The organism is Candidatus Eremiobacteraceae bacterium, from assembly GCA_035314825.1.
Lineage (GTDB): Bacteria > Vulcanimicrobiota > Vulcanimicrobiia > Eremiobacterales > Eremiobacteraceae > JAFAHD01.
Genome location: DATFYX010000027.1, coordinates 1 through 2,204 on the forward strand (window position 1 = coordinate 1; position 2,204 = coordinate 2,204).

The window sequence follows — 2,204 nt, forward strand, 5'->3', positions numbered from 1 at the left end:
CGATCCGACTATCATCTATACGCTCACCGACGAAGCGCCGCTGTTGGCGACCTACGCTCTCCTGCCGATCATCCGCACCTTCACCACGCCGGCGGGCGTTCGGGTCGAGGAGAGCGACATCTCCCTCGCGGCACGGATCCTCAGCTGTTTCCCCGAGTACCTGACGGCGGAGCAGCGCTTGCCCGAAACGCTTACGGAATTGGGCCGGAAGACGCTCGATCCCGACGCCAATATCATCAAGCTTCCGAATATCAGCGCGTCGGTGCCGCAACTTCTCGCCGCGATCAAGGAACTGCAGGCCAAGGGCTACAAGGTCCCCGACTATCCCGGCGACCCGAAGACCGAAGAAGAAAAGGCCATCAAGGCACGTTACGCCAAGTGCATCGGCTCGGCCGTGAACCCGGTGCTGCGCGAAGGCAACTCCGACCGCCGCGCGCCTCGTGCGGTGAAGGAGTACGCGCGAAAGAACCCGCATTCGATGGCCGAATGGGCGCAGGCGTCGCGCACGCACGTGTCGCATATGCACAGCGGTGACTTCTACCACGGCGAGAAGTCGATGACGCTGGACCGCGCGCGCGACGTGAAGATGGAGCTGATCACCAAATCCGGCACAACACTGGTCCTGAAGCCCAAGGTTGCGCTGCTGGACGGTGAGATCATCGACTCGATGTTCATGAGCCGAAAGGCGCTGTGCGCGTTCTACGAACGGGAGATCGAGGATGCGCGCAAGTCCGGCGTGATGTTTTCACTTCACGTCAAGGCCACGATGATGAAGGTGTCGCATCCCATCGTGTTCGGTCACTGCGTGAGGATCTTCTACAAGGAAGCGTTCGAGAAACATGCCGCTTTGTTCGAGAGTCTGGGGGTCAACGTCAACAACGGCATGGTCGATTTGTACGACAAGATCGCCACCCTCCCCGAATCACAGCGCGACGAGATCATGCGCGACCTCCACGCCTGCCTGGAGCACCGGCCGGAACTCGCGATGGTCGATTCGGCCAAGGGTATCACGAACTTCCATTCGCCCAGCGACGTCATCGTCGACGCATCGATGCCGGCGATGATCCGAGCCGGCGGCAAGATGTACGGCGCCGACGGGCGGCTTAAGGAAGTCAAGGCGGTCATGCCGGAGAGCACGTTCGCGCGCATCTATCAGGAGCTGATCAACTTCTGCAAGTGGCATGGCGCGTTCGACCCGCGCACGATGGGCACCGTGCCGAACGTCGGCCTGATGGCGCAGCAGGCGGAGGAATACGGCTCGCACGACAAGACCTTCGAGATCCCGGAGGACGGTGTGGCCAACATCACCGACCTGGCCACCGGCGAGGTGCTGCTGACGCAGACCGTCGAGAAGGGCGATATTTGGCGCATGTGCCAAGTCAAGGACGCGCCGATACGCGACTGGGTGAAGCTCGCGGTCACGCGCTGCCGCAATTCGGGCATGCCGGCGGTGTTCTGGCTGGACCCGTATCGCCCGCACGAGGCCGAGGTGATCAAGAAGGTGACTGCCTACCTGAAGGACCACGACATCACCGGCCTGAATATCCAGATCATGTCGCAGGTGCGCGCGATGCGCTACACGCTCGAGCGCGCGGCCCGCGGGCTCGACACGATCGCGGTCACCGGCAACATCCTGCGCGACTACCTGACCGACCTGTTCCCGATCCTGGAGCTGGGCACCAGCGCGAAGCTGCTGTCAATCGTGCCGCTGATGGCCGGCGGCGGCATGTATGAAACCGGTGCCGGCGGTTCGGCGCCCAAGCACGTGCAGCAATTGGTCGAAGAGAACCACCTGCGCTGGGATTCGCTGGGCGAGTTCCTCGCGCTGGCGGCGAGCCTGGAGGACCTCGGTATCAAGACCGGCAATGCCAAGGCCAGTATCCTGGCGAAAACGCTGGACGCCGCCACCGGCGAGCTACTCGACAATCGCAAGTCGCCCTCGCCCAAGACTGGCGAGCTCGACAATCGAGGGAGCCAGTTCTATCTCGCCATGTACTGGGCGCGGGAGCTGGCGGCGCAGACGGAAGACTACGCGCTCGCGGAGCAGTTCGCGCCGCTGGCAAAGACGCTCGCGGACAACGAGCAGAAGATCGTTGCTGAATTCGCCGCAGTGCAGGGAAAGGCTGCGGACATCGGTGGCTACTACAAGCCCGACGACGTCAAAGTGAAGGCCGTGATGCGCCCGAGCGGGACGCTCAACGCGG

The 2,204-nt window shown here is 63.0% G+C and carries 1 protein-coding gene; it reads left to right on the plus strand.

Going from position 1 to position 2,204, the window contains the following annotated elements; genetic code table 11:
- Nucleotides 1-43: 43 nt before the first annotated feature.
- Nucleotides 44-2,204, plus strand: a 2,161-nt coding sequence (locus VKF82_04205; protein HME81261.1) for an NADP-dependent isocitrate dehydrogenase, incomplete at its 3' end; no start/stop codon positions are given.